Source organism: Flavobacterium sp. 22659, from assembly GCF_052044235.1.
Classification (GTDB): domain Bacteria; phylum Bacteroidota; class Bacteroidia; order Flavobacteriales; family Flavobacteriaceae; genus Flavobacterium; species Flavobacterium johnsoniae.
The window spans coordinates 106,398-131,228 of sequence record NZ_JBQEMU010000003.1 but is presented as its reverse complement, the minus strand read 5'-3'; the positions used below and the strand labels follow the sequence as shown (position 1 = coordinate 131,228).

At 34.3% G+C, this 24,831-nt stretch carries 20 protein-coding genes; 10 read left to right on the top strand and 10 right to left on the bottom strand.

Annotated features, from left to right (window positions below):
* Positions 1-70: 70 nt before the first annotated feature.
* The 4 genes from ACTJIW_RS04350 to ACTJIW_RS04335 all read right to left on the bottom strand — a co-directional run bounded on the left by ACTJIW_RS04350 (position 71) and on the right by ACTJIW_RS04335 (position 3,801).
* Positions 71-1,138: an efflux RND transporter periplasmic adaptor subunit gene (locus ACTJIW_RS04350; protein ID WP_121362590.1), complete on the bottom strand. Its 1,068-nt coding sequence runs from the start codon at positions 1,136-1,138 to the stop codon at positions 71-73.
* A gap of 9 nt (positions 1,139-1,147) precedes the next feature.
* The gene (locus ACTJIW_RS04345) at positions 1,148-2,482 is read right to left on the bottom strand and encodes a TolC family protein (protein WP_440714673.1); all 1,335 of its coding nucleotides are present in this window, start codon (positions 2,480-2,482) and stop codon (positions 1,148-1,150) included.
* A gap of 88 nt (positions 2,483-2,570) precedes the next feature.
* Positions 2,571-3,170: a TetR/AcrR family transcriptional regulator gene (locus ACTJIW_RS04340; protein ID WP_012023346.1), complete on the bottom strand. Its 600-nt coding sequence runs from the start codon at positions 3,168-3,170 to the stop codon at positions 2,571-2,573.
* A gap of 109 nt (positions 3,171-3,279) precedes the next feature.
* Complete coding sequence (locus ACTJIW_RS04335) at positions 3,280-3,801, bottom strand: YceI family protein (protein ID WP_012023345.1); 522 nt, start codon at positions 3,799-3,801, stop codon at positions 3,280-3,282.
* Positions 3,802-4,067: 266 nt separating this feature from the next.
* On the opposite strand from ACTJIW_RS04335, the gene ACTJIW_RS04330 reads away from it, so the two are divergent.
* On the top strand, positions 4,068-5,042 hold the full coding sequence (locus ACTJIW_RS04330; protein ID WP_012023344.1) for a polyprenyl synthetase family protein: 975 nt from the start codon (positions 4,068-4,070) through the stop codon (positions 5,040-5,042).
* 128 nt (positions 5,043-5,170) lie between these two features.
* Here the strand turns inward: ACTJIW_RS04330 and ACTJIW_RS04325 are convergent, their stop codons facing one another.
* The 3 genes from ACTJIW_RS04325 to ACTJIW_RS04315 form a co-directional block, all read right to left on the bottom strand.
* Entirely contained in the window at positions 5,171-7,036 is a 1,866-nt protein-coding gene (locus ACTJIW_RS04325) for a trehalase family glycosidase (RefSeq protein WP_440714674.1), read from the bottom strand.
* A complete protein-coding gene (locus ACTJIW_RS04320) occupies positions 7,026-8,246 on the bottom strand; it encodes an MFS transporter (RefSeq protein ID WP_433814746.1) in 1,221 nt (406 codons plus the stop codon). The genes ACTJIW_RS04325 and ACTJIW_RS04320 overlap by 11 nt, the downstream gene beginning before the upstream one ends.
* Positions 8,247-8,490: 244 nt before the next feature.
* On the bottom strand, positions 8,491-11,130 hold the full coding sequence (locus ACTJIW_RS04315; RefSeq protein ID WP_440714675.1) for a TonB-dependent receptor: 2,640 nt from the start codon (positions 11,128-11,130) through the stop codon (positions 8,491-8,493).
* Positions 11,131-11,295: 165 nt separating this feature from the next.
* Between ACTJIW_RS04315 and ACTJIW_RS04310 the strand changes: the two genes are divergently transcribed.
* Together ACTJIW_RS04310 and ACTJIW_RS04305 are read left to right on the top strand one after the other, a co-directional pair.
* On the top strand, positions 11,296-12,321 hold the full coding sequence (locus ACTJIW_RS04310) for a LacI family DNA-binding transcriptional regulator (protein WP_440714676.1): 1,026 nt from the start codon (positions 11,296-11,298) through the stop codon (positions 12,319-12,321).
* Between the two features lie 41 nt (positions 12,322-12,362).
* Positions 12,363-12,716 carry a hypothetical protein gene (locus ACTJIW_RS04305; RefSeq protein WP_073408162.1) on the top strand — a complete coding sequence of 118 codons (354 nt, stop codon included), beginning with the start codon at positions 12,363-12,365 and terminating at the stop codon, positions 12,714-12,716.
* Between the two features lie 113 nt (positions 12,717-12,829).
* Here the strand turns inward: ACTJIW_RS04305 and ACTJIW_RS04300 are convergent, their stop codons facing one another.
* Positions 12,830-13,381: a hypothetical protein gene (locus ACTJIW_RS04300; RefSeq protein ID WP_012023338.1), complete on the bottom strand. Its 552-nt coding sequence runs from the start codon at positions 13,379-13,381 to the stop codon at positions 12,830-12,832.
* Positions 13,382-13,497: 116 nt separating this feature from the next.
* Between ACTJIW_RS04300 and ACTJIW_RS04295 the strand changes: the two genes are divergently transcribed.
* The 6 genes from ACTJIW_RS04295 (at position 13,498) to ACTJIW_RS04270 (ending at position 21,206) form a co-directional block, all read left to right on the top strand.
* Positions 13,498-16,272 carry a 2-oxoglutarate dehydrogenase E1 component gene (locus tag ACTJIW_RS04295; protein WP_274252075.1) on the top strand — a complete coding sequence of 925 codons (2,775 nt, stop codon included), beginning with the start codon at positions 13,498-13,500 and terminating at the stop codon, positions 16,270-16,272.
* An 83-nt stretch (positions 16,273-16,355) separates the two neighbouring features.
* A complete protein-coding gene (odhB, locus tag ACTJIW_RS04290; RefSeq protein WP_440714677.1) occupies positions 16,356-17,603 on the top strand; it encodes a 2-oxoglutarate dehydrogenase complex dihydrolipoyllysine-residue succinyltransferase in 1,248 nt (415 codons plus the stop codon).
* Between the two features lie 227 nt (positions 17,604-17,830).
* Positions 17,831-18,163 carry a hypothetical protein gene (locus ACTJIW_RS04285; RefSeq protein ID WP_440714678.1) on the top strand — a complete coding sequence of 111 codons (333 nt, stop codon included), beginning with the start codon at positions 17,831-17,833 and terminating at the stop codon, positions 18,161-18,163.
* Positions 18,164-18,177: 14 nt separating this feature from the next.
* Complete coding sequence (locus tag ACTJIW_RS04280; protein WP_440714679.1) at positions 18,178-18,477, top strand: hypothetical protein; 300 nt, start codon at positions 18,178-18,180, stop codon at positions 18,475-18,477.
* Between the two features lie 5 nt (positions 18,478-18,482).
* A complete protein-coding gene (locus tag ACTJIW_RS04275; protein WP_440714680.1) occupies positions 18,483-20,039 on the top strand; it encodes a PepSY-associated TM helix domain-containing protein in 1,557 nt (518 codons plus the stop codon).
* 57 nt (positions 20,040-20,096) lie between these two features.
* Complete coding sequence (locus ACTJIW_RS04270) at positions 20,097-21,206, top strand: PepSY-associated TM helix domain-containing protein (RefSeq protein ID WP_440714681.1); 1,110 nt, start codon at positions 20,097-20,099, stop codon at positions 21,204-21,206.
* 47 nt (positions 21,207-21,253) lie between these two features.
* Here ACTJIW_RS04270 and ACTJIW_RS04265 read toward each other — a convergent pair whose 3' ends face one another.
* On the bottom strand, positions 21,254-21,601 hold the full coding sequence (locus ACTJIW_RS04265; RefSeq protein WP_012023331.1) for a toxin-antitoxin system YwqK family antitoxin: 348 nt from the start codon (positions 21,599-21,601) through the stop codon (positions 21,254-21,256).
* Between the two features lie 210 nt (positions 21,602-21,811).
* A complete protein-coding gene (locus ACTJIW_RS04260; RefSeq protein WP_012023330.1) occupies positions 21,812-22,807 on the bottom strand; it encodes a TlpA family protein disulfide reductase in 996 nt (331 codons plus the stop codon).
* A 157-nt stretch (positions 22,808-22,964) separates the two neighbouring features.
* Between ACTJIW_RS04260 and aspS the strand changes: the two genes are divergently transcribed.
* On the top strand, positions 22,965-24,716 hold the full coding sequence (aspS, locus tag ACTJIW_RS04255; RefSeq protein WP_440714682.1) for an aspartate--tRNA ligase: 1,752 nt from the start codon (positions 22,965-22,967) through the stop codon (positions 24,714-24,716).
* Positions 24,717-24,831: the final 115 nt, after the last annotated feature.

Below are 24,831 nucleotides of genomic sequence, written 5' to 3'. Positions count from 1 at the left end.
CTATACGCTGTAGGCTTTAGGCTTTTTTAAAAGGCTTAAAGCTTATTGCTTACGGCTTAAAGCGGTACAATTATTTAATAATTTCTACTGTATTTCCGTCTTGTAAGTTGATTTGTCCTGTAGTAATTACTACGTCTCCGTCATTTAAACCATCGATGATTTCAACTTTGTCTCCTAAGATTCTTCCTGCAACAACTTTTTTCAATTTTGCTACATTATTTTCAACTACGAAAATTTCGTTACTGCTTACACTTCCAACAAATGCATTTCTAGGAACCACTTTTAAGTTTTGTTTTTGGTTGTTTGAACCAAAGTTTGCTGTTCCGTACATACCTGCTTTTAAGTCATTATTAGCATTGTTTGTAATTTCGATTTCTACCGGGAAGTTCAATGAAGCATCTGCTTTTGCAGCAATGAAAGTAATTTTTCCAGAGAATGTTTTATCAGGATAAACACTAGCAGTAATGTTTACTGTGTTTCCTAATTTTAAGCTTGCAACCTGGCTTTCGTTTACTGTAACAGTTAATTTTAATTTAGAAACGTTTACAATATCAAACAAAGCTGTTGCAGGCATTCCTGCTAAAATAGATCCTGGTTCAATATATTTTTTATTGATGTATCCGTTAATTGGAGCTTTTACTTTAGTATCTCCAACGTTGATGTTAGCTTGTGTTAAGTTAGATTGTGCATTTGTCAAAGCTAATTTTGCCTGATCTAATTGTTGTTTTGTTACACCGCCTGTTTTAAAAGCATTTTCATATCTTTCGTAATCAGATTTTGCATTTTGATAAACAGCCTGAGCCTGCTGAGCATTTACATTAATAACATCACCTCTTACTGTTAGTAATGTCTGTCCTACTCTTACATAATCACCTTCTTTAGCTAAAACACTGATTACTTTTCCAGATTTTTCAGCAGAGAAAGTTAATTCCTGAATTGGCACAAAGTTTCCATTTGCAGTAAAACCAAGATTAACATCTTCTGTTTTAACAGTGGCTACTTTTACAGATACTGCAGCATTTTTTTCGGCTACGATAGCAGTTTTACCTTCGTTTTCTGCTTTATTTTTATTTAAGATATAGCTTATCCCGAAAAAAGCTACGGCTATGATCACGATTGTTATAATTATTTTCTTCATTGTAATTTGTTATTTAGTAAGAGATTTAAGTTCGCCTTTTGATTTGATTAGAGATATTTCGGCAATTTTGTAATTTAAAACTGCTCTTGTATAATTATTTTGAGCTTCAAGTGATGCATTTTCTGCGTCAAGCAAATCGGTTAAAGATGCTAAACCCTGAAGATAATTGTTTTTAGTATTACTTAAAATTTCAGTTGCTAAACGCATATTTTCTTTTTGATTTTCGATCGTTACCAAGTTATTCTCGATTTCAGTCATCGCGTTTCTGTAATCTAAATCAAGAGAAAGTTTTGTGTCTTTGATATCTTCCTGAAGCGATCTGATTTCAACATCAGCTTGTCTTACTTTTGCACGAGTTCCAAAACCTGTAAAGATTGGCACGTGTAAGTTTAATCCAATTGCAGAGAAGTCTGACCAGTAAACTCCTTTTTCTGGTTTTGCAAACCAAGGAAATTCAGGTCCCTGACCAATATAATTGTAACCCGCAGTTAATGAAAGCGTTGGATAATATCCAGCCTGAACAGCTTTTTTGTTAAGAACCAAAAGCTCTTCTTGTTTTTTCAAAAGCTGGTACTCTGTTCTGTTTTCAATATTTGGTTCTTGAGTTAAGGCTGCAGGAACAACTTCAAATTCTTCTTTTGGCATATCGATTTGAGTTTCAATAGGCATACCCATATAAAACTTCAAAGCATTTTCCTGTAAAGCAATTTGGTTTTTAATCTGCTGGCGCTCTGTATCGATATTTGACATTTTTACAATAATACGGTCTAAGTCAATTTTTTTAGCCAAACCGTTGTCAAACTGGCCTTTTACGATATCACGAACTTTTGTTGTGTTTACATAATTGCTGTCTAATAAAACTAATCTTTCTTTTTGCACATAAACCGAATAGTAGTTATTTGCCACTCTTTCAATAACCTGCTCTTCTGTTAACTGATTGTTTATTTGATAAAATTCACGAGTAGATTTTGCTGCTCTTAATCCTGTAAAAACCGATTGATCAAAGATTGCCTGAGTTAAAGAAACCCCTGCAGTTGATGTCCATTTTTGTCCAAATGCTGCCTGAATTGCAGTTCCCGGCGCACCAAATGCTGCTCCATCAATAACCGTAGTCTGAATAATTGGGTTATACGTTAAATTTCCGTTTGCAGAAATTTGAGGCAATGCTCTTGAACGTACTTCCTGAATTTTATATTCGCTGTTTTCAACCTGAAGTTTTGCCTTTTTTGCATCGGCTTTATTTTGAAGCGCGTAGTTAACGGCGTCTTTCAGAGTTAAAGTAGTGGTTTGTGCGGCGGCAGACAAGCCTATTGTACACAAAACTATAAGAAAGATTCTTTTCATAAGTGTTACTATTTATTTTTAAATTTGAGATGGGACCGTCATTTCTTCTTTACCCTCACAGAAAAATGACGATCAATTTTTGGAATGGTTAATTTTTAATTCGTTTTAATTGCTTTTCTAATTCCTCGACTCCTTTTTCAGTAGCCATTGCTCGAGTATGGTATTCTAATGCTTCTAATTCTATTCTTTGTGCTTCACTTTCTGAAACCGTATTTTCATTAATATGAAAAATTAGTGTGTAATAAAACTTCACATAAACCTCAACATTCAAATCACTTCTGTAAAGCCCTTCTCGAATTCCTTTATCAATATTATCTTTAAAACACTGTGTGCATTGATCAATTTCGATTGAAAGGATATTTTGGTAAATCTCCGGATAATGTTTTTTCAACTGGTAAATTGGAGAAGTATCAATATTGTTTTTAAACATATCCCGAAACATCTCTCTAATCTCAAAATTTTCATGAATAGCATTATAATTCTTAGCTATAATAGTATCCATAATTTCGTGAACCTGACTATGAACCATTGAAGTGCTTTCTTCAATCAAAACTTCTTTATTACAGAAATATTTGTAAATCGTTTTTTTCGAAATACACATTTCTCCTGCAATATCATCCATCGTAACACTCTTAAAACCAAGCTTCAAAAAAAGTTCACTTGCTTTTGCTATTATTTTCTCTTTCATTTTAATTTTCCCAATTGCCTTACAAATATAACTAGGAAACTAAAATCTAAAAAAATAGTTTCCATGTTATTTGTAATAATTTTACATTAAATTAATAATCATGTAAGATTTATATGCTAAATTCTAAATTAGCGATTAGTTTAATGTCTTTTCCAAGCGCTAAACCTCCATTATGATGAAAAGAATTGTAGTCAAGACCAAAATCCTGACGTTTAATATCTCCTTTAATTTCAAAAGCAACTTTTTTCTCTCCGTTATATGTATTTACTCCAATAAACTCTGCATCAAGTTCTACAACTCTCGTAACATCTTTTATGGTTAAATCTCCTTTGAAAAAATTAATATTGTTATTTATCTTTTGAAATGAAGTCGATTTAAAACTGATAATCGGATGTTCATCTACATCAAAAAAGTCCTGAAGCTGTAAATTGGTATCAATCTGCTGAAAGCTTTCAGTTTTATTGTTAATATCCAGTGAAAACTCAACCGATGCATCTTCAATTTCATTATCTTCAATATTCACATAACCGCCAAATTTGTTTGTTGTTCCTCCCAAATAAGCAATTATCGAATGTCTCATTTTAATTAAAACATCTGATTGAGTAGAATCTAAGGTCCATGTTGTTTTCATAAATATCTGATTTAAATGAGTTTATAAATTATTAAAACTCTTGTGGAAACTTTTACAGTGTTCTAAGTTTCCAAATAACGATGCAAATATAGACAGGAAACTCTAAATACCAAAAAAGTTTCCAAGTTTTTTCAAAATAATTTTAACACCTTAAGAATTAGTGGTTTTCGCAGAGATTTTGAATGGAAACTCATCATTTAAAATTTTAGGAAAGAATTAATTCATAATGAATCGTATCTTTGAGGCTCGTAAATTAGAATTTCATCATGCACGATATTAGCCAGTACCAGGATTTTTTTATTGATTATCTAAAAAATCAAAACATACACAAAGAACCCACAAATCTTTACGAACCCATTGAATATATTTTAGGACTTGGCGGAAAACGTATGCGTCCGGTACTTACCTTAATGGCTGCAGAAGTTTTTGATACTAACTATAAAACGGCTCTTCCGGCTGCAATGGCGGTTGAAGTTTTTCATAATTTTTCGCTTGTTCATGATGATATTATGGATGACGCGCCTTTAAGAAGAGGTCAAGTTACGGTTCATGAAAAATGGGATTTAAATACCGGAATTCTTTCTGGAGATGCCATGCTGATCCTGGCTTACCAGTATTTTGAACAATACGAGCCAGAGGTTTTTAGAGATTTAGCGAAACTTTTCAGCAAAACGGCTCTTGAAGTATGCGAAGGACAGCAGTGGGATGTTGATTTTGAACAAAGAAACAACGTTACGATCCCGGAATATTTAAAAATGATCGAATATAAAACCGCTGTTTTAGTTGCTGCTGCCATGAAAATGGGTGCAATTGTGGCTAAAACTTCTGAAAAAGAAGGCGATTTAATTTACGATTTCGGATTGAATTTAGGTCTCGCTTTCCAGTTACAAGATGATTATTTAGATGCTTTTGGTGATCCGGAAACTTTTGGAAAACAGGTTGGCGGTGATATTATCGAAAACAAAAAAACCTATTTATATCTAAAAGCTTTAGAATTTTCGACTCCGGAAAAAGCTTCAGAATTAGAAAAATTATTCAGTTTGCAACTAGAAGATAATTCAGAGAAAATAGAAACTGCAAAAGCTATTTTCAACGAATCAGGAGCTTCAAAATCAACTCAGGAAGCAATTGAAATGTACACTTTTAAAGCTTTTGAAACTTTAGAAAAAATGGATATTAACGCTGAAAAGAAGAATATTTTAAGAACTTTTGGCGAAAATTTAATGGGAAGAAAGGTATAATCTTTTGCCACAGATTAAAAGATTTTCACAGATTTAATCCTTAAAATCCTTAAATCTGTGGCTATTATTTACATATAGAAAACCCGGCAGGTTTTTAAAAACCTGTCGGGTTTCTCATTTTATGAGTATTAAAAAAGTTCATCTGGATCAACTAAATCTGATAATTTTTGTTTTAAATCGTCTTTTAAAATCGTTAAACCAAATTGATACGAAGCGTTCATCCATCCAAAACCTTCTTCTGTTATATAATTAAATTCCGTTCCTACGTTTCCGTATTCAGCGAAAATTTTGTGCGAGCTTATCGATAAATCAAACTTTTCAGGAATAGTTCCGTTGTAATCGACTGCGTTTCTGGTAATGAGCCAAAGCCATCGATACACCATTTCCTGCGCTTCTTCATTAAAATTATAATTCAAAAGTCCTTCCCATAAAAGCATTTGATGCGGCGCCCAGCCAAATGGATAATCCCATTGGCGTATTGGTGCATTTTCATCAACGCCAGAAATTGATTCTTTGGTACTTCCGGCAATTCCGCCTTTCATTTTAAACTTTGGTAGTGTCTTTTTTACCAAAATTTCAGCTTGTTCCGGAGTACTTATTTTTGCCCAAAGCGGATAAAAAGTTGTGGCTGCTTCAAAAACATGCTGTTTTTCATTCACAAAATCATAATCGAAATAAATTCCGTTTTTAGAATTCCATAACAATTTGTTTATTTTTTCTTTTCTCGAAGATGCTTTTAACAGCCAATATTCACTTGAAAAGGATTTGTCTTCAAAATATTGAAATTCATTTTTAAAGTATTTCTGAATCAAAAAAGCAATATCGGTTTCGTATTTATAAAGCAGACTATTGATCGCAACTGTATTTAAATTGGCACAAACTCCAACTAATCTATTGGTTGTGTCATGACCGCTTTCGCGCATGCTCCGATCGTGAATAAAGTATTTATCGAGTTCTTCATCAACCACTTCCCTTTCCAGATATTTCTTTTCGAATTCTCGTGTAGACAAGTTGTATTTTGGCGCATATTGTTCCAGAATATCATCAAAATGCCCTTCTTCTACCTCAAACGGAAGCCCTATTCCTTCTGCTTTATAACGATTTAAACCATTTGCGGTAAGTCTTTTTCCTTCTTCCATCCAAACGGTTAAATATTCTTTTATAGCCGTTTTTAAATGTCTTTCTATCCAAAAAATATCCGGATTTGATTTTTCTAAAACATCTATAATCAACGATGTATACAACGGAGGCTGTGTTCTGGTTAAATAATAACTTCTGTTAGCGTTTAGAATTTTCCCGTAATGATCTATTTGATATTTAAAGTTCTCGGCAATGCCCAAAGCAAGATCAATTTTATCATCAATTAAAAGTCCTTTAGCAATAAAATAACTGTCCCAGCCGTACATTTCGTTGAATCTTCCGCCGGGAACCACAAACGGAACGCCCGAAACTTCATTGTTTTTAATTTGAAGTGCCAAAGCCAGAATTCCCGGTTTTTTGTTCAGTGATAAAACATATTCAGGAGTAATATTTTTAGGCATCTGCACCACTTTTAATTTTGGTGTTGAAGCTTCTAATTTTTTGAAATAATCAAAAACAATTTCGTCGCCAAAAGGCACATATAAATAAGCAAATTCATTTTCGATTTTATCATCTTCCAGGATTTTCTTTACGCCAATGGCATCGATTGTTCTGGTCAGACCGTTCCAATACAAGTCTTTAATTTTTCTTGAAATTCTTTTGACAGGATCTTCGGTGATTTCGTTTAAATCTATCTCCGCAGATTCGACATTGTTTTTCTTAGCCAAGGCCAGTTCCTGCAATAAATTCGAGAGCTGGTAAGTTCCTTTAATAACTGCCGGATTTCCATCTTGATCATAAAGTAAAAACCTTTTTGGACCGTTGTCATCTATCGTAATTTTTTTATCGCCGTCAGTATCTTCCTGAGCCAATAATTTTTCGATGGTTTGGGTTATATGTAGTTTAAATTTCATCTTTTGCAGTTATTTTTTTAAGAATAAAAAAGGAGATTAGTAACAAAGTCATTGGAATGAGGGTAAAATAAAAAGCCTTTTCTGGTCCTTCATTTTTAAAAAGCCAGCCTGTAATTCTGGACCCCAATGTGCCGCCAAGAGCAGAAAAAATGACGATTAATCCGGTCATGGAACTTTGCAGATTTTTTGGTAAAGCACTTAATACAATTGAATTTAACAATGGATAAATGGGCGCAATAAACAATCCGATTAAAGGAAATGCAAAACCAATTAACGGAATATCTGAAAGTGTATCAATATTTTTTACTTCTAGTCCAACCGTTTTTGGAAGCACAAATGTTACCAAAAGCATGGCGGAAACAATGCAGAAACTTAAAACCCAAATCCAGTTTACTTTTTTAGTTACAATTCCTGCGATAAGTCTTCCAATTGCTAATGAAACTGCCAAAATACTGGCCATCATAATGCTGATGTTTTCAGGCAGATGCAGCACTTTTGTATTAAATGTAGGCAGCCAAGAAAGTATTCCCTGCTCGATCATTACAAATAAAAACACGCTTATGACAAAAATAACGGTCAGCAGTTTTGCCATTAATTTAAACATCTGCAAAAAATCATCTTTAAGATTTACTCCTGCTGCGACTTCGGTTTCTTCGAATTTTATAAAGAGTAAAAACAGAAATGATAAAAACGATAATCCTGCCAATAACCAATATACATTTAGCCATGAATTGGGATCATTTTCGTTATTAAAAGCCGGAAATAAAAAATAAGCCAGCGCAATTCCTACCATAAAAAAACCTTCGATACTGCTCATTAAAGCATTGTGCTCTTTTTTGGTTTCGGTTACGGTTCCTATTAACGAATAAACAGAAACTTTAATCAGGGCAAATGAAACTCCAACGGTTGCAAAAAGGATTTTAGCATTGTCAAATGAGTTTCCAAAATACATAGAAATACACGCCAAAGTAACCAAAGCCAATCCTGTTAACATCGCCTTTCTATAACCTATTCGGGGCAGAAAAGAAGCTATAAAAAAGGATACAATGGCAATTGGCATATCTTTAAAGGCTTCTAAAATACTCGCCTGAACCTCGTCGACTCCATAATTTTTCTGCGATTTTAAAATTACAATTCCTACGCTGTTTAATAAAATAGCAAAGACAAAATAATTGAGGTAAAGTGAGATTTTAATTCCTATGTTTTTCATTTGTATTTTGTGGTTATGGAACGTAATACGTTGTGGTTATGGTGCAGAGACACACAGCAGTGCGCCTCTACAATACCATATAAATTTTAACACATAGAAACATAGTTTAGTGTGTATTCAAAGGCGTTTCACTTGCATTAATCCACATAACTATGTGTGGAAATTAGTTTCTTATTTTGCTCTTTTTTTGAGTGATAAAAATCTATGTTTCTATGTGTTTAATTCTTTTTACTCTTATATAAATTTAGAAATTAATCGCTACCGAAAATCTAAAAGCACGTCCTAAAATAGGTCTTGCCATAAACACATCGCTCGCTGCAGATGTTGTTTGTCTTGGATCTCCTTCTGTTAAACCAATTTCGTTGAATAAGTTTGAAGCATCTACTGCAAAACGAAGATTGTTATACATGTAATTTAAACCTGCTCCAACTTCTTTGTAAGCTGGCAAAACTTGTTTGTTATCCTGATTCGTGAATTTTTTATCGTAATAAGAAAACTGAACATAAGCTGTAAAATCTTTTGTAATATCAACTTCAGGTCTTAGGTTACAGAAAAATTTAGGGATTCTTCGCGCAGTATTTCCATTAAAATCAAAAGTAGAACCATCAGCATTTGTTCCTGTAAAGTTGTCGTATTCTGGTTTTTGAACTGTGAATGTAAAGTTCAGTTTCGCAAATTTATATCTTGCATTCGTTTCTACTTCAAGACCAATATTGTTTACATCGGCAAATTTATTTTCTGAAGATCCATCAGATAAAATATCCGTGAACGCCACATTTTTTAAATTCATGTGAAACAAATTCGCATTTACAGAGAAGAAAGAACTTGAATATTTATAACCCAGCTCAAACTGATTTACTTCTGTATTTTCCAGTTTGCTTAAATTGGCTGCATTATCATAAAACGATTCTTCAATTGGAGATCTAAAACCGTGGCTGTAACGCACGTATGAAGCCATATTGTCGTTGAATTTATAATTCCCCGCTGCAGTATACGACCATTCACTTACATCATATCTCCAATAAGTATACGGATTTCCTTTTACTGTTGTTACTGCATCATCGGCCGTATTATTATCTAAAATTCCTAAGTTCTCAGCAAAAAATCTGGCGTTGTCTCTGTATCCGGAATATTTGTCTTTGTTGTATCTTAAACCTGCATTAAAGGTTAAATTGTCTGTCGCTTTAATTTCGGCATCAGCATAAATATCATTTAAAAGCCCTTTTGTCTGCGCGTCTCTTTCTAACCACGTAATTCTTTCTACACCATTCCATGTATGGTCAACTCCGGTTGTATTATCTTTTACATTTAATAATCTCGGATTGTCTGAAACACTTACTAAATACGAATTCCAGTTCCAGTATTGATTTGATTTCCAGTTAGAATAGTAATAACCAGCTGTTAATTTCACCGGATCTAAATCAAAAGAAAAAGAGAAATTATTCGCAAAATTGCTCATTTTCTTCTCGATGTGCCAAAGATCTGCTCTCATAATTAAAGCGTTTGGATCAAGTGCTGCACCATTATCTACATAAGTATAAGCAAGGTTTCCTGCTGTTGTATTTTGAACATCTGCTGCATAAGCATCTTGTGTCCAAGGTCCTCCGTTAGGGAAAATAGCATTGTAATTTAAATCGATGCTTGTTTGTTTAAAAGCATTTTTGAAAGTAACTTTTTCAGAAATTTTCTTTTTAAATTCAGCTCCAATTGAGTTGATAATTGGATGTGAACCATCTTCTAAATCTGCGCTGAAAGTTCCGCCTCCGTATTGAGGTACATTTAAATGACTGAAATTTACTGAAGTCAATGTTCCGTAATTTGGATTAAAGCCTGGAATTCCTTCCACTTTTCCGTTGTTGCTTTTTAAAGGAATTGGTAAATAGAATGTATTTCTGTCATCAAGATGTTTGAAATTGATTCTTAAATAATCGTTGTCATCAAATTTATAAGTGATGTTTCCTTTTATTTGTCCACCCTTGTTGGCAGTAAAACCAGTATTTCTTACTCCATTGTCAGTTCTGTAAAATCCGCCTACATTGAAAAATAATTTATCCTGAATTAAAGCACCTGATAAATTAAGGTCGGTTCTAAACATTCCGTAATCTGAGGTTGTAAATTTTGCTCTTCCTTGAAAATCATTCTGACCTGTTTTTGAAATAAAGTTGATGATTCCCCCCGGAGCATTGTTGGCGAAAATTGAAGCAGAACCTCCACGAACAGCTTCCATTTTGCTTACCGTTTCGTCCAATCTGTAAAAAGTATCGGCATTGGCAAATTGCAAAGCTCCATCTTCAAAAACCGGTAATCCGTCTTCCTGAATCTGTACATATTCATACGCTCCCGCAGACGGAATTCCTCTTGCAAAAAGGTTATTTCCAATTTCTCCTCCAGATGCTTCAACCACAAATCCCGGAATAGTCTGCAGCAACGCCGCCGTGCTCGATGGTGCTCGGTCTTCAATAGCTTTCGCTCCCATTGTAGTAATGGCAACGCTCGATTCAAGTTTAGATCTTGGAGCAGATGAACCTGTTACGACAACTTCTTTTAAACTTTGCGATTCGCCTTCAAGAAGTAAGCTTACCTCTATAGATTCTCCCTCTTTTAAGGCAATTTTTTTCTCGAAAGTTTTGTAACCCACATTTGTTGCCATAATAGTGTAGGTTCCTGCTTCGACGTTTGAGAAAGAATATCCTCCGTTTTCGTCTGTAACGGTGCTTTTTCCTGTTTCCTTAAGCGTTACGTTTGCTCCGGGAATTGTTACGCCGCTATCGTCGAGTACTTTTCCTGAAACTTTAGCTGTATTTTGGGCAAACAGATTATTTGGTAAAAAAAATAGGCAAAACATTAAAAATAATGTACCTAAATAATGGTGCAGCTTTTTCATTTTTTTGTTCGGTTAGTTAGTAATTATGGTTATCACTGTCAAACTTAAAAACAAATTATAAGGAATATAAGAATTAAAAAATCGAAAACGTTTTCGAAATCACCTAAAACGTTTTCGGAAATTAATTTTTTATCAATGCAGTTTATTTTTTAGTACATTTATTTCATGAATGATACAAAATTAATAGATATAGCCTCTGCATTAGGAATATCGGTTACAACCGTTTCAAAGGCATTAAAAGGGTATACAGACATTAGTAAGTCGACACGCGCCAAAGTTATCGAAATGGCCGAAACGATGAACTATATGCCTAATTCTGTAGCAGTTAATTTAAGAACCAACGAAACCAAAACTATTGGCGTTATTATCCCTGCAACGGTTCATCACTTTTTTTCGAGTGTTTTAAACGGCATTTTAGAAGAAGCTGAAAAAAGAGGTTATCTGGTCATCATTCTGCAATCGAATGAAAAATATGAAATGGAAAAAAAGCAGCTTGCGTTGTTAATTCAAAAGCGGGTTGACGGCGTTTTAATGTCACTCTCGAATGAAACGGATGATTTCTCTCATATTAATGACGCCATTCGAAAAAATACTCCAGTTGTTTTGTTTGATAAAATTGCTAAAAGAGTAGAATGTTCTAAAGTGGTTATTAACGATGCCAAAGCTGCTTTTGATGCCGTTACGTATCTTATCAATAAAGGCTATAAAAAAATTGCCCATTTTAGAGGCTCGTATGTTCCTCAAAATTCCATTGATCGCTTTCTGGGTTATAAACGCGCACTCGAAGCTCACGGAATTGAATACGATTCGAAACTGGTTTATGTTTGTGATAACAATACTGATTTTGAAGACGGTTACGAAAATGCCCAAAAAATTATGGCTGAACATCCGGATATCGATGCTATTTTTGCGATTACAGATTTAGTCGCTATCGGGATTATAAAATATTTTAATGAAGCGGGAATAAAAACACCGGATCAGGTGGCGGTTTTTGGCTTTAGCAACTGGTTTATGAGTACCGTGATTTCGCCTAAATTAACGACAATTGACCAGCCTGGATTTGAAATGGGACACACCGCCGTTTCTATTTTAATTGATGAAATTGCCGACATAAAAGAACATCGTAAAGTCGAACATCAAATTATAGAACTTCCAACAAGAATCATAGAACGAGAATCGACTGTAAAATGATTTTTTAGTTTTAACTTTGCTCAAATTCTTAAAAAGCATTAATGTTTCCGATTCCTGAAAATACCGATTTTTTATTGGCTGATGCCGAAAAAGAAAATTTATATTTAAGTCTGATTGAGCAGATTAATAAAGACTTTAATCTGGCGAATGAAGGAATTGATTTTCCGCTGAGTATTTCTCCTGAAGAATTAAAAATTCAGCTTCACGAAAAAATCTACCGCATGATTCAGTACAAATTTGCTGAATACTTAAATCTGCTTTACATTATTGATGTTCCCGAAAATGAAATCAAACAACTAGATGGTTCTGATTTAGTAATTCTGGCTGAACAAGTTGCTTTTCTAATCTTAAAAAGAGAATGGCAGAAGGTTTGGTTTAGGAATCATTACAAGTAAAAAGATGTAAAGGTACAGAGTTACAAAGCAACAGAGGTTTCCTCACTTTGCGAGTAATTTTAAGCCCAATAATAAAACCTTTGAACCTTTGCCCCTATGAATCTTTGAACCTGTTAGAAATACACTCTCACAAAAGGCATAAAACCAGATCCGTAAAGACTTTTATCAGGATTATACAATACGTCATAACGGGCACCAATTGTAACATTTCCAGTTCTGTAACCTGCTCCAAGATATAGAGCCGTATTCCAGTAACTATCAGAAAAAGCAGGTCTGTTGATATTCGATTCATATCTAGTATCTACTCTTACCTGTTCCAATTCGGCCGATAATTGAACTTCCGGAATTGGGTTCACAAGCGTGATTAAACTTCCGCCGTAAACATAGGATTCGTAATAATTTTTTGAAGACAAATAGCCGAATTGTAATCCAACTCCAACAGCAAAAATTTCGTTAACATTGTAAATCGCACTTGGCATTACAGAGATATCGGTATAACCGGAACCAATTCCTAAACCAAGTCCGCCTCCAAACTGAACTTTATCCCAAAAATGGTTTTTGTTATCAATAACATAGGTTTGTTGTGCCTGTGCATAACTTGAGAATAAGACTGCCAAAATCACAAAAAAATATTTGCAATCGATTGAAAATTGAATTTTATTCATAGTTAACGTTTATTTTAACAAATTTTTACGTAAAAGTACGTAAAAAAAAGATTTAAATAAAGGCGATTGTTGTACTTTTGCCATTCTATTTAACAAAAAGTATATTCACTAATATTATGGATAGGTTTTCATTTTTAAATGCAGCGCATACCGAGTTTTTTGCACAATTATACGATCAATATTTAGTTAACCCAGACAGCGTAGAGCCTAGCTGGAGAAGTTTCTTTCAAGGTTTTGACTTTGGACAAACTACTTATAATGACGAAAATCCAGTGCAGACCATTGTTGAGTATGTGACTAGCCCAAACACAGATTACAGTCAGGTTTCAGACAAACTGCAAAAAGAATTTAACGTTCTAAAATTAATCGATGGTTACCGTACGCGCGGGCACTTGTTTACAAAAACAAACCCAGTTCGCGATCGCAGGCAGTCTTCTCCAACTTTAGATATCGAAAACTTTGGTTTATCAGCAGCTGACCTTTCAACTGTTTTTGATGCTGCACAGACAATTGGAATGACACCTTCTTCTTTAGAAGCTATCGTAAACCGTCTTAAAGCTATTTACTGCCAGCATATTGGAATTGAATATATGTATATCAGAAATCCTGGCGTTGTAAAATGGATTCAGGATAAATTAGCTGTAAATGTTAATCAGCCTAATTTCTCTACAGAAGAAAAGAAAACAATCTTAAATAAATTAAACGAAGCTGTTTCTTTTGAAAACTTCCTTCATACTAAATATGTTGGACAAAAACGTTTCTCATTAGAAGGCGGGGAATCTATCATTCCGGCTCTTGATGCTTTAATCGAGCAGGCTGCAGAAAAAGGTGTTGAACAATTCGTAATGGGAATGGCTCACCGTGGTCGTTTGAACGTTTTAGCAAACATCTTCGGAAAATCGACTCAGGATATCTTTGGTGAGTTTGACGGAAAAGATTACGATCAGGAATATTTTGACGGTGACGTAAAATACCACTTAGGTCTTACGGCTGACAAAAAAACAAGATCTGGAAAAAGCATCAACATCAATTTAGCGCCAAACCCTTCTCACCTAGAGACTGTTGGAGCAGTAATTGAAGGTATCACAAGAGCAAAACAAGATAAATATTACAATGACGATTTCTCTAAAGTACTACCAATCGCCGTTCACGGAGATGCTGCAATTGCAGGTCAGGGTATTCTTTACGAAATCATTCAAATGGCTCAATTAGATGGTTACAAAACTGGAGGAACAATCCACATTGTAATCAACAACCAGGTTGGTTTTACAACTAACTACTTAGACGCCCGTTCTTCTACTTACTGTACAGACGTTGCTAAAGTAACTTTATCGCCGGTATTACACGTAAATGCTGATGATGCTGAAGCTGTTGTACATGCTGTATCTTTTGCATTAGACTACAGAATGCAGTTTGGACGTGACGTATTTATCGATTTATTAGGATACAGAAAATACGGTCACAACGAAGGTGATGAGCCTCGTTTTACACAGCCTGTTTTATATAAAATCATTGCTAAACACAAAAACCCAAGAGACATCTACGCAGAGAAATTATTATCTGACGGTGTAATCGATGCTTCTTATGTAAACGGTTTAGAAAAACAATACAAATCTCAATTAGAAGAAAACTTAGAAGCTTCTCGTAAAAAAGATTTGACTATCATTACCCCATTCATGAAAAACGAATGGGAAGGATTTGTTCAGGTAACTGATACACAAATGCTTCAAAAAGTTGATACTACTTTTGCTAAAGAAGGTTTAGATTCTATCATCAAAACCATCTCAACTTTACCAGAAGACAAAAAATTCATTAACAAGATAACTAAAATTGTTACGGATAGAAAAGTTGGATACGACAACAATACTCTTGATTGGGGAACTGCAGAAGCACTTGCTTACGGATCTCTTTTAACAGAAGGATTTGATGTTCGTATTTCTGGTCAGGATGTTGAGCGTGGTACATTCTCTCACCGTCATGCTGTTGTTAAAGTAGAAGACTCAGAAGAAGAAGTAATTCTATTAGATGCAATTGAAAACAAAAAAGGAAAATTCGGCGTATTCAATTCACTTTTATCTGAATATGGTGTTTTAGGTTTTGATTACGGATATGCATTAGCAAACCCAAAAGCCTTAACAATCTGGGAAGCACAGTTTGGAGATTTCTCTAATGGAGCTCAAATCATGATTGACCAGTATATTTCTTGTGGAGAAGACAAATGGAACAACCAAAACGGTATTGTTTTATTATTACCTCACGGATATGAAGGACAAGGTGCTGAGCACTCTTCTGCAAGAATGGAGCGTTACTTACAACTTTGCGCAAGACATAATATGTATGTTGCAGATTGTACAACACCGGCTAACTTCTTCCACTTATTGAGAAGACAAATGAAAACGAATTTCCGTAAACCATTGGTAGTTTTCTCTCCAAAAAGTTTATTACGTGATCCAAGATGCGTATCAACTGTTGAAGAATTAGCAACTGGAAGTTTCCAGGAAACTATCGACGATACTACAGTAAACAAAAAAGATGTAAAAACTTTAGTTTTCTGTACAGGTAAATTCTACTACGATATTGTGGCAGAAAGAGAAAACAACGGAAGAAAAGACGTTGCAGTTGTTCGTATCGAGCAATTATTCCCTTTCCCAGTTGAGCAGATCAAAGAAATCATTGCAAAATATCCAAATGCAGATGATTATGTTTGGGCACAGGAAGAGCCTAAAAATATGGGAGCTTACAGCTTTATGTTAATGAACTTTGACCTTGTAAAATGGAGATTAGCTTCATTAAAAGCATACTCTGCTCCTGCATCAGGAAGTTACACACGTGCAAAACGTCGTCACGCAGATGCAATTAGAATGGTATTCGATAAAAATTTATTCAGATAATTAAAAAAATTGTTTCAAGTTTAAAGTTTCAAGTTATGCGAAACATGAAACTTTAAACTAACTAAACTTTAAACAAAAACAAGATGATTTTAGAAATGAAAGTCCCATCACCAGGGGAATCAATAAAAGAAGTTGAAATTGCAACTTGGTTAGTAAAAGACGGAGATTATGTAGAAAAAGATCAGGCTATTGCTGAAGTTGATTCAGATAAAGCTACTCTTGAATTACCTGCTGAAATGAGCGGTGTAATTACATTAAAAGCTGAAGAAGGTGATACAGTTGCTGTAGGCGCTGTAGTTTGTTTAATTGATACAGATGCTGCTAAACCAGCAGGAAGCGGATCTGCAGCTCCAGCAGCTGAAGCTCCAAAAGCAGAGGCACCTAAAGCTGAGGCTCCAAAGGCAGAAGTAAAAGCTGAAGCTCCAAAAGCAGCTCCGGCTGCAACAAGTTATGCAGCTGGAACTCCATCTCCTGCAGCAAGAAAAATATTAGACGAAAAAAATATTGCTCCAGCAACAGTTTCTGGAACTGGTAAAGGCGGCAGAATTACTAAAGATGATGCTGTAAATGCAGTACCGTCTATGGGAACTCCAACTGGAGGAAGCCGTGGAACTGAGCGTACAAAATTATCTATGTTACGTCGTAAAGTAGCAGAAAGATTAGTTTCAGCTAAAAACGAAACAGCTATGCTTACTACTTTCAACGAAGTAAACATGACGCCAATCAACCAAATTCGTAACGAATACAAAGATGCTTTCAAAGCTAAACATGGTGGTTTAGGTTTAGGATTTATGTCATTCTTTACAAAAGCAGTTACAAGAGCTTTACAATTATATCCAGATGTTAACTCAATGATGGATGGTGATTACAAAATCGCTTACGATTTTGCTGATATCTCTATCGCAGTTTCTGGACCAAAAGGATTAATGGTTCCTGTTGTTCGTAATGCTGAACTTTTAACTTTCCGTGGAATTGAAGCTGAAATCAAAAGATTAGCTTTAAGAGCTCGTGATGGTCAAATTACAGTTGACGATATGACTGGAGGAACTTTCACAATTACAAATGGTGGTGTTTTTGGAAGTATGTTATCTACTCCAATCATCAACCCTCCTCAATCAGGAATTTTAGGAATGCACAACATTATCGAGCGTCCTATTGCTGTAAACGGAAAAGTTGAAATTCACCCAATGATGTACGTTGCACTTTCTTACGATCACAGAATCATTGACGGACGTGAGTCTGTTGGTTTCTTAGTTGCTGTGAAAGAAGCATTAGAAAACCCGGTAGAATTATTAATGAACGGTGATGCTAAACGTGCTTTAGAATTGTAATCATTATAATTTTCAATATATCTAAACCTGCTCAAATGAGCAGGTTTTTTTATTTTAAAGCTATTTTATAAGTGAACACTTATATTTTTAAAAATTAATTTAGAATGAATAAGAATAACTTGCTTTGTTTCGTCTGATACCTTAGATTTGCACAATCGAAAACAATTTTAAACTATTCTAAATCTATTTACAGAAAAAGAATAGTATCAATTTAATTCTGCAAAGACATGATAACAATAGCAAGCCTTATCGTTTTTTTAGCTTTTTACACACTTTATTACACCTCAAAAAGAGCAGTTTTATCGTATGATTTAGGTTTTGAAAAATGGATGAAAAAAAATCCGAAACAAACCAAAATCACCGGATTAGTACTTCTTGTTTCGGCTTATGCAATCTGGCTTTTTACACAGTCTTTGGGCTGCGGTACTTTGATGTTTTTTATTCAGCTGATGACCATTGGAAGCCTTATTATCATTCTTGCACCATTAAAAAAAGTAAACAGTAAAGCACTTTTGGCACTCCTAGTTATCGTTGCCTTATTAGAACTTTATTACAACTAAATTATAACTGACCAATGCCAGCAAATCCAAAATATTTAAACCCATCTTTTTGGCCTCGTTTTTCTAAAATTACAGCAGCAATATTAGGCGGATACTTCGTTTCAGTAACTTTTCATCTTGCTTTAGCTTCATGGTTTAACCGTCCCGAAGTACTAATGACAACAGCCTTTACTGGATTTATACTTTGGGTTGTATTAATGGTTTTTGCATTTTTGGCAAAAAGCGGCTGGAAAATCTGGGGCATTTATATTTTGCTCAGCTTAGTTTTTTCGCTTCTTATTTACCTTGGCCAAACTTATAACACTACTGCGTAATCCTTATGAATAACCGTCATTATAATATCTATTTTCACACACATACTGTCAGCGGTATTGTGATCAGCGTTGTGCTTTTTGTAATTTTCTTTGCAGGATCTTTTTCTTTTTTTAGAGACGAAATCATCAATTGGGAAAGAAGTGAATCGACTGCAGTTACCAGAGAAATTAAATTAGATTACAATAAAGCTTTAGAAAATCTTGATAAAAAATACGTTTTACACGGGAGAAAGATAACTATATCAAAACCATCTATAGAAAATAGAGTTGCGGTTTACATGGAAGGCTCCAGAGATACTTTGGCCCCCGCCAAACAAAAAGAAGGATCATTCTTTTATTTAGACAACAAAAACTTTAAATCCTATACTTACGAAGAATCTTATTCTTTAGGAGAACTTTTATACCGTTTACACTTTCTGGCACAAATTCCTTATCCGGTTGGCTATTACCTTTCCGGATTTACCGCCTTATTCTTCTTGTTTGCTATTGTAACCGGACTTTTATTGCACTGGAAAAAAATCGTGTCTAATTTTTATGTTTTCCGTCCAAAGGAAAAACTAAAAACATTATGGACAGATGCTCATACTGCGCTGGGAATGATAGGACTTCCGTTTCAGTTTGTTTATGCCGTAACCGGAGCTTTCTTTATGATTAAACTTTTAATCGTTGCCCCGGCTGTAATGGCATTATACAAAGGCGATCAGGATAAACTTTATAAAGAATTAGAATACACAGATACCGATTATAAATTTGAATACAAAAAATTAGCCAATCCATTCGATGTAGAACAATTGATTAACAAAGCCAAAAGCAATTGGGCAGATTTTGAAATTACACGTGTTGTTATTCAAAACTATGGCGATGTCAATATGCACGTTTTAGTAGAAGGAGAATTGCCGAGCCATAAAAAATTTACCGGAATTGGAAAAATCGTTTACCGCGTTTCTGACGGAAAGGAAATTGCCCGAAAAAATCCAATTACCCAAAACGGCTATCTTGATGTTGTGAAAAATGTTTTATACAGAATACATTTTGGCGACTATGGCGGTTATGCCTTAAAAATTGTGAGTTTCGTTTTAGGAATTATAACTTGTTTTGTCATCATTTCAGGAGTAATGATTTGGTTAGTAGCAAGACAAAAAAATAATCTGCCTGAAAAGAAAAGACGTTTCAACGCAGCTGTTGTTCGCATTTATCTGGCTATCTGCCTAAGTATGTACCCTATTACCGCTTTAGCATTTATTGGTTCAAAAATATTTTATCCTTTAAGCCAGTCTAACTTATTCCGTTTATATTTTGGCGGATGGTTATTGCTTGCAATATTCTTTATCATCAAAAAGAATGATGCATTTACAAATAGATTCTGCTTAATATCAGGAAGTATTTTAGGTTTTTTAATTCCAATTACAAACGGAATTGTTTCTGGACAATGGTTCTGGACTTCATTTATGGAAAATAAAATTCAGATTTTCTTTATTGATGTTTTCTGGATTGTTTTGGCTTCAATAACACTTTATACAGCTTATCATTTAAAGCCTAAAAAAGAAGCCGCGAAAAATTAGCTTAAATAATTTGCCCTCTATTGATTTTGCTTATACTTTTACGGCTTTAATCAAAAAATGGGATTCAAAACGCAAATACGTTTTCTGCATAAATGGCTCGGATTAATTTCCGGGCTTATTGTTTTTATAGTCTGTATTACGGGTTGTATCTTTTGCTTTCATGATGAAATAAAAGACATTACCCGAAAAGAATGGCGTTTGGTTGAACCTCAGAACAAACCTTTTTTAATGCCTTCGGTTTTGCAGGAAAAGGCAAAAGAAATTGTTCCAAAGAATAAAATAAGCATGACGGCGTATTACGGAAAAAACCGTTCGGCTATTGTTTACACCTATTCTGATACTGAGAATTTATATCTGTACTTTAATCCTTATTCCGGTCAATATTTAAAAACAGAAAATCCCGAAACTGACTTTTTCATTATTGTCGAATATATTCACCTGTATTTGCTTCTGCCGGATTATATAGGAAAACATATTATTGGCGGAGCTACTATCATTTTTATTCTTTTACTGATTTCGGGAATAATTCAATGGTGGCCAAAACGAAAAAGTGACATTAAAAGGAGTTTCAGCGTAAAATGGTCCGCAAAATGGCGTCGTGTAAATTACGACTGGCATAACACGTCAGGATTTTATATTGCGCTTATTGCGCTTATTCTTGCCATAACAGGTTTAACTTTTACTTACGAATGGGTTGGCGACAGTATTTACAAAACTTTCAATTTTGGAGGAGATAAAGCCGCAGAAACAAAAACACCTGTTATTGACACAACAAAATTCGAATCAAACTCGATTACCGCAGTCGATCGTGCTTTTATTCAAACCATGAAATTACAGCCAAAAGCCGAAATGTTCTTTGTAATGATTCCGCAGCAAAAAGGCGATATTATAAGTACTGGAGCATATCCGCATACATTGCGTTACGATCATCAAAGCAATTATTATTTTCATCCCAACGATGGAAAATTAATTAAAAACGATCCGTATCATTCAAAAACTCTCGGTTTACAGGTTGTCGAAATGAATTACGGAATTCACACAGGACAAATTTTAGATCTGCCCGGAAAAATAATTGCATTTACAGTAAGTTTAATTGCTTCGGCTTTACCTGTAACCGGTTTTGTAATTTGGTTTGGAAGAAGAAAAAAATCTAAAAACAAGAAATAAAAAAACCGCCTTAATAAAAGCGGTTTCTTTATAATTGTCGAAATTTATTAATTTCTGTTTGCTAAAGCATTTTTCTGCAAATTTTTAACTGAACTTACTTTGTTATCTACATAAGCAACTTCACTTAAATTGTTTTCATTAAAGTAAATCCATTTTCCGGTTTTCACTCCTTCTGTGTATTCTCCAACAGCTTTTTTATTTCCTTTTTCGTCATAAGATACCCATACACCATCTAATTTACCATCCTTAAAAAAGCCTTCTTGTTGTACTTTACCATTATCATAATAATAGGTAGCTTTTACTTTGTTTCCAACAGCTTCTAATTCAGGTTTTACTTCTTGTGCAGCTAATATTCCAGAGAACAATACTGCTGCTAAAATTACACTCTTTTTCATATCTTTAGGTATTAATGTTAAGAAATCATTATCAAATATAGTTAATTGTTTACATTAAAAAAACTTTTACTTAACAATTTGGTAACATTGAATAAAAACTTAACATTGGAAATTTCCCAAAAACAAAAAAACCAGCGCTCAGGCACTGGTTTTACTGGTATTTTAGCTAAAAACTAAAATTACGATAACGTTATAAATTTCGTAAATAAATTAGTTCAATAAAGTATTTAACTGATCCTGAAGCTTTGGATCAGAGGGCCTTGTGGCATCAGAACTCACAATGTTTCCATTTGGATCTAAAAGAATAAATCTTGGAATTCCCATTACACCATAATTGACTACAAATTCAGATTCCCAGTCTTTATCAGCAAATAACTGAACGCCGCCTAACTTTTTATCAGTCACAAACTTTTTCCATTTTTCATTGTCTTTTGCTTTATCAATAGAAATACTCACGAACTCGATGTTTTTTCCGTGATACTTTTCTTCAATTTTTTGCAAATATGGAATCTCAGCTCTGCAAGGTGCGCACCAGGTTGCCCAAAGATCAATGTAAACGTATTTTCCTTTTAGATCTGAAAGTTTAGTTTTTCCTCCTTTAAAATTTTCGTAATCAAATTGAGGAGAAGGTTTTCCAACCATTTTTCTTGCATTTGCAGTTCTTTCATATTCCTGAACTGCATATTGATTAAAACTTTCAAAACTCATTTTTAAAGCAGTTTTAAATTCCGGATCAAGATCACTTTTTTCCAGATTCTCAAAATCAGTTTTTTTCTTGTTTTCTAAAAGCGATGTAAATTCAGCTGCTTCTTTAGCAAATGCTTCATTTTGAAATTTTTCATCTTTTAAAGATTGCTGCGCAAGGAAATTACTTTCGTTTACACCTTTACCTTTATAAACAATTGTTTCATCAAATTCTTTGGCATTCATGGTCAAATTAACTTCAGAATCTGGTTTTAAGTAAATGTTTGAAGATTCAGTTCCGTCAGAAAACATATAGAATCCTTTTGGAGCTTCAAAAGTTGCAGCAAAAATTCCCTTTTTGTCAATTGGAATAACTTGTTTAAAATTATTTCTTCCTTTAATAACTAAAGTATCGCTGTTTCTATTATCGATTTTAGCTGTAAATTTTATTTGATTTTTGGCTTGACCTATAACATTCAAAGCACTAAAAATCAACAGACCCGTAACAAAAAGTTTTTTCATACTATTTAAAGTTTGTTTTTAGTGATTCAAATCTAAAGAAATAACAGCTTCGAAATTTCAGAATTAACAAAATATTTAAAATTATACGTATCAAGTTTACCTCTTTACTATATTATCTTGAATTTTGTATTTACTTTTGCAGTCTAAAATTGAGATTATGTATAGAAGTCATAATTGCGGCGAATTAAACGCTTCAAATATTAATACCGAAGTTACACTTGCGGGCTGGGTTCAAAAATCACGTGATAAAGGATTTATGAATTGGGTCGATTTACGCGACCGTTATGGAATTACACAACTTATTTTCGACGAAAGTCGTACTGATAAAACTGTTTTTGAATTAGCAAAAACACTTGGACGTGAATTTGTAATTCAGGTAAAAGGAACTGTCATTGAGCGTGAAGCTAAAAACAAAAACATCCCGACTGGTGAAATCGAAATTTTAGTTTCTGAATTAACGATTCTAAACACTGCTTTAACTCCTCCATTTACAATTGAAGATGAAACTGACGGAGGTGAAGATATCAGAATGAAATACCGTTATTTGGATATTCGTAGAAATCCTGTAAAAAACAGTTTATTGTTCCGTCACAAAGTGGCAATGGAAGTTCGTAAATATCTTTCTGATTTAGATTTCTGCGAAGTTGAAACACCTTATTTAATCAAATCAACTCCAGAAGGAGCAAGAGATTTCGTCGTACCAAGCCGTATGAACGAAGGACAATTTTATGCATTACCGCAATCGCCGCAAACTTTCAAACAGCTTTTGATGGTGGGTGGTATGGATAAATATTTCCAAATCGTGAAATGTTTCCGTGACGAAGATTTGCGTGCAGACCGTCAGCCTGAGTTTACTCAGATCGACTGCGAAATGGCATTTGTGGAGCAAGAAGACATTTTGAATGTTTTTGAAGGTTTGACAAGACATTTATTAAAAGAAATTAAAGGCATTGAAGTAGATAAATTTCCAAGAATTACTTACGACTATGCTATGAAAACATACGGAAATGACAAACCGGACATTCGTTTTGGGATGAAGTTTGGTGAGTTAAACGAATTTTCACAGCATAAAGAATTCCCTGTTTTCAATGCAGCTGAATTAGTTGTCGGAATTGCTGTTCCGGGAGCAGGAAATTATACTCGTAAAGAAATCGACGGATTAATTGACTGGGTAAAACGTCCTCAAGTTGGCGCATCTGGAATGGTTTATGTAAAATGCAACGAAGACGGAACATACAAATCATCTGTAGATAAATTCTACGATAATGATGATTTAGCAAAATGGGCAAAAGTAACAGAAGCAAATCCCGGCGACATGATTTTTGTACTTTCTGGTCCGGCAAACAAAACTCGTGCTCAATTATCTGCACTTCGCATGGAATTGGCAACTCGTTTAGGATTACGTAATCCTGAAGAATTTGCTCCATTATGGGTTGTAGATTTCCCATTATTAGAACTTGACGAAGAAAGCGGCCGTTACCACGCAATGCACCACCCGTTTACTTCTCCAAAGCCAGAAGATATGGCATTGCTAGAAACAGAACCAGGAAAAGTTCGTGCAAACGCTTACGATATGGTTTTAAACGGAAACGAAATTGGCGGTGGTTCTATTCGTATTCACGATAAAGCAACGCAGCAATTAATGTTCAAATATTTAGGATTTACCGAAGAAGAAGCAAAAGCGCAATTTGGTTTCTTAATGGATGCATTTCAGTTTGGAGCACCGCCTCATGGCGGTTTAGCATTTGGTTTAGATAGATTAGTTGCTATTTTAGGAGGTCAGGAAACTATTAGAGATTTTATTGCCTTCCCTAAAAACAATTCCGGACGTGATGTAATGATTGATGCACCAGCTGCAATCGACGATGCTCAATTGAAAGAATTACACATTAAAATTGATTCTATATAAATATTGTAGAGTTTAGATACAAAAAAGCGGCTGAAAACATCAGCCGCTTTTCTGTTTTGTTTAAAACTGTAAAAATAATCCTAGAACATTCGTTTTTGGTTTTATCAAATTCCTA

Excerpts from the sequence above, each read along its gene's own strand:
- ACTJIW_RS04285 (WP_440714678.1), top strand. The coding sequence starts at position 17,831 with ATGATAACAATAGCAAGCCTTATCGTTTTTTTAGCTTTTTACACACTT.
- ACTJIW_RS04330 (WP_012023344.1), top strand. The coding sequence starts at position 4,068 with ATGCACGATATTAGCCAGTACCAGGATTTTTTTATTGATTATCTAAAA.
- aspS (WP_440714682.1), top strand. The coding sequence starts at position 22,965 with ATGTATAGAAGTCATAATTGCGGCGAATTAAACGCTTCAAATATTAAT.
- ACTJIW_RS04305 (WP_073408162.1), top strand. The coding sequence starts at position 12,363 with ATGTTTCCGATTCCTGAAAATACCGATTTTTTATTGGCTGATGCCGAA.
- ACTJIW_RS04345 (WP_440714673.1), bottom strand. The coding sequence starts at position 2,482 with ATGAAAAGAATCTTTCTTATAGTTTTGTGTACAATAGGCTTGTCTGCC.
- odhB (WP_440714677.1), top strand. The coding sequence starts at position 16,356 with ATGATTTTAGAAATGAAAGTCCCATCACCAGGGGAATCAATAAAAGAA.
- ACTJIW_RS04350 (WP_121362590.1), bottom strand. The coding sequence starts at position 1,138 with ATGAAGAAAATAATTATAACAATCGTGATCATAGCCGTAGCTTTTTTC.
- ACTJIW_RS04275 (WP_440714680.1), top strand. The coding sequence starts at position 18,483 with ATGAATAACCGTCATTATAATATCTATTTTCACACACATACTGTCAGC.
- ACTJIW_RS04320 (WP_433814746.1), bottom strand. The coding sequence starts at position 8,246 with ATGAAAAACATAGGAATTAAAATCTCACTTTACCTCAATTATTTTGTC.
- ACTJIW_RS04265 (WP_012023331.1), bottom strand. The coding sequence starts at position 21,601 with ATGAAAAAGAGTGTAATTTTAGCAGCAGTATTGTTCTCTGGAATATTA.
- ACTJIW_RS04260 (WP_012023330.1), bottom strand. The coding sequence starts at position 22,807 with ATGAAAAAACTTTTTGTTACGGGTCTGTTGATTTTTAGTGCTTTGAAT.
- ACTJIW_RS04270 (WP_440714681.1), top strand. The coding sequence starts at position 20,097 with ATGGGATTCAAAACGCAAATACGTTTTCTGCATAAATGGCTCGGATTA.
- ACTJIW_RS04325 (WP_440714674.1), bottom strand. The coding sequence starts at position 7,036 with ATGAAATTTAAACTACATATAACCCAAACCATCGAAAAATTATTGGCT.
- ACTJIW_RS04335 (WP_012023345.1), bottom strand. The coding sequence starts at position 3,801 with ATGAAAACAACATGGACCTTAGATTCTACTCAATCAGATGTTTTAATT.
- ACTJIW_RS04295 (WP_274252075.1), top strand. The coding sequence starts at position 13,498 with ATGGATAGGTTTTCATTTTTAAATGCAGCGCATACCGAGTTTTTTGCA.
- ACTJIW_RS04340 (WP_012023346.1), bottom strand. The coding sequence starts at position 3,170 with ATGAAAGAGAAAATAATAGCAAAAGCAAGTGAACTTTTTTTGAAGCTT.
- ACTJIW_RS04280 (WP_440714679.1), top strand. The coding sequence starts at position 18,178 with ATGCCAGCAAATCCAAAATATTTAAACCCATCTTTTTGGCCTCGTTTT.
- ACTJIW_RS04300 (WP_012023338.1), bottom strand. The coding sequence starts at position 13,381 with ATGAATAAAATTCAATTTTCAATCGATTGCAAATATTTTTTTGTGATT.
- ACTJIW_RS04315 (WP_440714675.1), bottom strand. The coding sequence starts at position 11,130 with ATGAAAAAGCTGCACCATTATTTAGGTACATTATTTTTAATGTTTTGC.
- ACTJIW_RS04310 (WP_440714676.1), top strand. The coding sequence starts at position 11,296 with ATGAATGATACAAAATTAATAGATATAGCCTCTGCATTAGGAATATCG.